At 52.8% G+C, this 5394-nt stretch carries 4 protein-coding genes; all 4 read right to left on the bottom strand.

What is annotated here, in order from left to right; translation table 11 throughout:
- Positions 1 to 56 precede the first annotated feature (56 nt).
- Positions 57 to 548 (bottom strand): hypothetical protein, encoded by a 492-nt coding sequence (locus tag RISK_RS01200; RefSeq protein WP_047812435.1) that lies wholly within the window; start codon positions 546 to 548, stop codon positions 57 to 59.
- A gap of 99 nt (positions 549 to 647) precedes the next feature.
- Positions 648 to 1457, bottom strand: a complete 810-nt coding sequence (locus tag RISK_RS01195) for a S1 family peptidase (protein WP_047812434.1) — start codon at positions 1455 to 1457, stop codon at positions 648 to 650.
- A gap of 1658 nt (positions 1458 to 3115) precedes the next feature.
- Complete coding sequence (locus RISK_RS01180; RefSeq protein ID WP_047812431.1) at positions 3116 to 3700, bottom strand: hypothetical protein; 585 nt, start codon at positions 3698 to 3700, stop codon at positions 3116 to 3118.
- A 104-nt stretch (positions 3701 to 3804) separates the two neighbouring features.
- Positions 3805 to 4401 (bottom strand): hypothetical protein, encoded by a 597-nt coding sequence (locus RISK_RS01175; protein WP_047812430.1) that lies wholly within the window; start codon positions 4399 to 4401, stop codon positions 3805 to 3807.
- Between the last annotated feature and the right edge of the window lie 993 nt (positions 4402 to 5394).

Below are 5394 nucleotides of genomic sequence, written 5' to 3'. Positions count from 1 at the left end.
CTCCGCCTCCCGCCGTGGCCGATGGGCACGGCGGGAGGCGGAACGGGATCGATCTTCTACATCACGTTTCGGGAAAGATACATTGTACCGTCCTTGAAATAAGCACGCGTTTGTCCGCCGTTCGAAGCGGACTCGGTTGCGAAGGCAGCATCAGGATCGGCAAAACCGAGTCGCGCTTCGTCAAATCGTTGAAGCTGTGAATCGTATTCGGATATAGGAACAGGGAATTGAGCGATCCAAACATCGAATTCGGTGCGTGACATCGAATACGACGCGAACAAATGCCCAAAGCTTGGTTCGTAGGTTAAACATCCGGTCGTCGGGACATAGTCGTTGTGAGATCGATGCAGTTCGACAAATCGGTCGTGGTGGAAAAGCTTGGTTCCCGTCAACGTGAACGCGATCCATAGGACAAATCCAAGTAGTAGCAGTTTGCCGAAATGCAACCGGCGGAAGATGCGTAAGAGCACCGTCAGAAGGATCGCAGCCAGCAACGCAATCTTTGCGATGCAAAAAAACACTGCAAGTGAAGCTTCGCCCAGGCCCATTTCAGTTCAAGCACTTCAGTCGGGTATCAGCGGACATCACCCGGTCGCGACGGTTGACACTCCACTTGAAAACGGCCGCAAGCCCGATTCCTGTCAATGTCATGGTGATTCGCCGGTTGTCAAAGTTGAAGCCCGGCTCGAAATATCTGGGACAACCAATCCGATATCTTGTCCGCCGGCCTCCAGGTAATTGTCACCATCCATAGAAGCGTGGAACCAGACTGTCATCAATCCAACGACGTATCCTTTGGAGTCGACAATTGGCGCACCACTGAATCCACGTATGTTTGCTGATGGTGTAATGTCGTATCGAAATCGCGTACCACTTCGTTCAGTAACTGTTCCTGAATAAATATTCTGGCCACCTGATTCATCATAGGGGATGCCAAAAAGGTAGACCTTCTCGCCAACTTGAATTGGCGATATCCGAATCGGAAGTGGCTCGAACTGACTCGGTGGGTTTTCCGCAAGGTCGAGGACAACAAAGTCAATTTCGTTCCATGCCTCGTCCGAATGACTCATGTCAGACAACGTTATGCCACGTAATCTGACAAACTCATCGGGGTTGTCACGAGGAAACAAAATCCATCCTTTCAATACGTCATTGACACGATCAACCGCTATCGCTGGTTCAACACCGCCCTGCTCACTGAGCAAATGTCTCGCGGTAATCGCCACAACAGCTCCCTTGCTGTTCTTGACCAAAAACGAACTCGCGCCTTCGAGTGACGTGTGCCCATCAAATTCCGCGTAATTTGTCAGTAGAACCTGTGGCCATTCTGAATGCGGACTATTTATCCACGATACCGGCTCCCGATTGTCAATCACCAAGTCCGAGTTCTTAGCCTGGTCGCAACCGGCAAGCGTGATCGCAACCACGACGGCAACTAGTCTCGTTTTAAGTTTCATTGTTTGACATGCCTCGTATGCAATGCGAATCACGTGACCGTTGATGGCGCGGCGACGAGAGATTCTCAATTGTTAGAAAACGCTACTTTGCCGCTCCCATGCATCGGAATAGATCTCCCTTTTTCACGGCGGACCCAATCGCGATCGAATCGATTCAGCGGCCACGATGAATCGTTTCGCATCACCGCCATTGTAGTGGGAATCGTCAAGCGAATAGGTCAAAGTACCGTCATCGCGCACCATCACCCCGACATTTGCGAGATTTCCCGCCGCAAAAGGCATCCTTTCGCATTGGGGCAACCCGGGAAGCCCCGGGGCTTCATGTGTCGATTTGACCGGTCCCAATTCACGGAACAGTTGCCGAAACAGCTCGTAGTCGTCTGGCGGAACGTTGATTGCAGTTCCGTCAGGAAGGGGAACCGAAGCGGATTGGGTTCGGGTGTTCGAGACGGTGCGAGTGGTTTCGGGCGTCATCGGACGCGGCGTGGAATTGACCCTCACCGCTTCCCAAAGACAAAAGCCTGGTACAAGCCGATCAAGAACCGACGAGGTAAGCAGGTCGGCAGGAATGATCGAGCAAAACCATGTGAGCCGTTTGGGCGTTAGCCCCGGTTGCACGTGGGAGCAACGACGCTACCCAAAATATTCAAAATGCTGAAAGACTCCTGCCGAACTGCTTAACGCATGAACCAGGGAAGTGAAACGACCGAGCGAATCCGAACGTCTTCAGGAGGGCGAAAGGGGATGATATGTCGCGACGGCAATCTCTTGCATCAAAACCACCGGGCAGTGAATCTCAATCGATGCCATTCACGGCCGATTCAGTCCAACCAAACTCCGAGCAGGTGGCCAACCACCGAAGAGTTGCACTTGGAACGAACCAGAGCCTTCTACCGGAGGGCAGGAATCAGAAGCAAAGTTCAAGGGAGAACAGGCTGGCCGTTCGGCGTTCATCCCCGGGCTTCTTGAACGGAGGACTTGAGCTTCGGCTAGACGCTCGAGTTTTGAACCGCGACGAACGAAGAAAGCTGAAAGAGAAAGTGACTCAACCGTCGCATCCACGCGAAGTCAAATCCTTATTGGTTATTCCGCCGTGTCACCGGCGTTGCCGAGGGCGTGAGTATACAAACGCAAGCCAGGCAATGGCCACCAGTGCAAGACAAATTGGAATCGTCGGGACTGATGCGTCAAGCTTCGTCACCATCCCGGATCGCACAGCAAGAACGGACAATCGGCATTGGAGCGAAATCAGAAGCAGGTCAAGAACCAAGAACGAAATGGGACGCCGCATCAATAACGCGATAAATAAACAGACGGTTACAGCGATTGAGCCAGACACGTTTACGAGAGCCTGTTTCTTAAACTCGGGAAGCTCGATCAGATCGAGTTGCCACTCTTTGAAGAAGTACAAACCTCCGATCCAGTAGCCTACAAAAGACAGTCCTACAATGACTGGGATAAAGCGTCGAATGCCCTGTGGCGTCGGAAGCACGTCGACATAGTGTTCCGGTTGGTCGTGCTCGGGCGGTCGATATGGATTCTCCGATTCGCTAGGCATGATTCAGTCGAATAACGGTAGGAATCACGCGGGACGGGCGAAGGATTGATCACTCATTTAACGGCACAACCGGGCCTCGCGTGCATTGAATGGTTCGTCGCTAACGAGGAATGCGATCAGGGAATAGGTACCCGAATGTCAACATAGCTACGGCCGCTTCGGGATTCATTCCGGTCTGTTCCGTCTCATAGTCCCAGCCAATTCTACCAGCCAAGAAGATATCCATGCCGTTCGCAGCAGCAGCGACGCTAGCTGACGTTAAAAGAAAGTGAAAATGCCGACGGTCTTTGGAAAAGCTCTTCCCAGGAGTGTCAGCGATCCACGTTGGAGCCCAAACTGCGTACGCAAATACCAAGTGGTCATTCTCTTCCATTTCGAGCTTGGAGCATTGACCAAGGCTCTTTTCTGCGGTGGGAAATGGTGACCATCGCTTGGCCACGGATACGGGCGCAACAGGCATCAATGGATCAGGGCTGTATGGATGAATGACAGAAAAGCCCACGGGGTCACACATCTGCTCTTCGATATCGCACTGGGAGGACATCGCCGAGGCAAGTTCTTGTATCGCGGGTAGCTTAGAGTCGCGTCTCAGAAGACAGAGCCAATATGCGAAGGTATCGCCCACCGTCCATTTGGTGACAAACCGCTCAAACTTCAATTGCTTTGCATCGCTGTTAGGTTGCATTAGGCTGTCGACGAACGTCGCCGATCACGGGGCGGCGACGAGGAATGTTCAATTGTCACAAAACGCGACTTCGCCGCTCCCGTGCATCGGAATGGTTCGCCGCATTACCAGTATCGGGCGCTGATATACGTGTCACCACTGGATGGTACATGCCAGAGGGTGTAGCCGCCACCTCGGTCAGAACGCCTGACGTACAATTCCAGCATTGATGGGTCGTAGGTCCAGCCGGTATCTGGAAAACGGTCGCTGAAAACTTGCTGGCTCAATTCGATCATGTGCTGCTGCTGCCATAGAGGACCGCCTAATTTTGGCAGCCATTCATCATCGTCATGGTGTTGATTCAAGTCTGGACGCAATGAACGACGCTCGTCGACCCAAGATCGTAACGACGGAGTGTCGATGGTGAACTTCGACCAGTGACCCGCGCCATTTCGATAAAGAGTAATGTCCGTAGCATCTGTTGGAATCTCAATGTACCCATCCCTGGGAACCTGAGACGCGTTTGCGTAATCGAATCGACCGTAACGTTGCAAGTCGACAACTGCCATCACTCCGACGCAGGATGGGATGAAGAGGAGCATACCGGCAAGAGTCAGCCAAGCAATTCGCTTTGGGGACCGAAGTGACATCGCACCCAAGCACCAAAGAATCGCGAAGGTAGCTACGGTAATTTGGAAGGGCAGGACGAGCGGTGCAAACATTCAATCAGTCGGGGAACGTCACCAATCACCCGGCGGCGACGAGAGATTGTCCATTTGGAAACGCCCGACTTCGCCGCTCGGGTGCATTGGATGGTTCCCCGCCCTCGTGAAATTAAATCGTTGTCTGGTTGTCTCGATCGTCATGATTCTCGCGTGGCCGCACGAACCGAGAATACAATCCGCCAATAGTGCCAACCGCAATGAAGTATTGGAGGCCGCCGAACACCAAGAAGTAACAGGCAAAACCGAAAATATATAAGGTATCGAAATCCAGCACATCGCGCAGGGAACTCTCGGCTGGTCCAGCACCAAGCGAAGCAGGAAAATCTAAAGCATACCACAACAGCCACAATCCAGCCGCCTCCGATGATTGCTTCAATCCTGAGCGAACAACGAGAGCCGTCCCTACCACAAGAGTCGAATGCACTGCCAAAGCGATTGCCCCAGCTTTGCAGCTGAACCATCCCACGGTGCGGCTTCCGCTCGAAGGCTCGTCGTGTCGAGATGAGTATGGATTCAAAAGTTAATCAATCGGGGAACTTGTTTCTCACCTGTTGGACAGGTGGGAATAAGTGGTGAGGTCGATTCTACACGGTTTGCCGGTGGGAATTAGTCGTCTTCCGGGCACTTGTTCTCATCAGCTGGCGCGGACTTTGTCCACGTGGGTGACTTGTTCTCACCGTGATGCCGCACCGGACGGTGCGGCATGTTCTCCACCGGTGCGATAGATTTCCTTGACAACTTTTACGCTGCGAAGGATCGCCTTCTCTTTCTCGCGAAAGTGTCCAGTGGAATTCCCGTCTTATTGTTGGGGATCCGGATCCGGCTTGCAAGCATTTCTGCACCCGGTGAACAAAACCGAACGCTTTGAGCGGTGGTTTCAGCGACTTTCCTGTCTAGTAGTCTGTCACGACTTGTTTTTAGGGTAGTGGACGAGGCGACGAGTCCTGAACTGGCGTCAAAACCAAGGACTCGTCGCCTCGTCCACTACGA

The sequence above is a fragment of the Rhodopirellula islandica genome, assembly GCF_001027925.1.
Lineage (GTDB): Bacteria > Planctomycetota > Planctomycetia > Pirellulales > Pirellulaceae > Rhodopirellula > Rhodopirellula islandica.
Note: the sequence above shows the minus strand (reverse complement) of the source record. Positions and strands in the feature narration are given on the sequence as shown.

Coding starts and splice junctions, on each gene's coding strand:
- RISK_RS01180 (WP_047812431.1), bottom strand. CDS start 3,700: ATGCAACCTAACAGCGATGCAAAGCAATTGAAGTTTGAGCGGTTTGTC.
- RISK_RS01175 (WP_047812430.1), bottom strand. CDS start 4,401: ATGTTTGCACCGCTCGTCCTGCCCTTCCAAATTACCGTAGCTACCTTC.
- RISK_RS01195 (WP_047812434.1), bottom strand. CDS start 1,457: ATGAAACTTAAAACGAGACTAGTTGCCGTCGTGGTTGCGATCACGCTT.
- RISK_RS01200 (WP_047812435.1), bottom strand. CDS start 548: ATGGGCCTGGGCGAAGCTTCACTTGCAGTGTTTTTTTGCATCGCAAAG.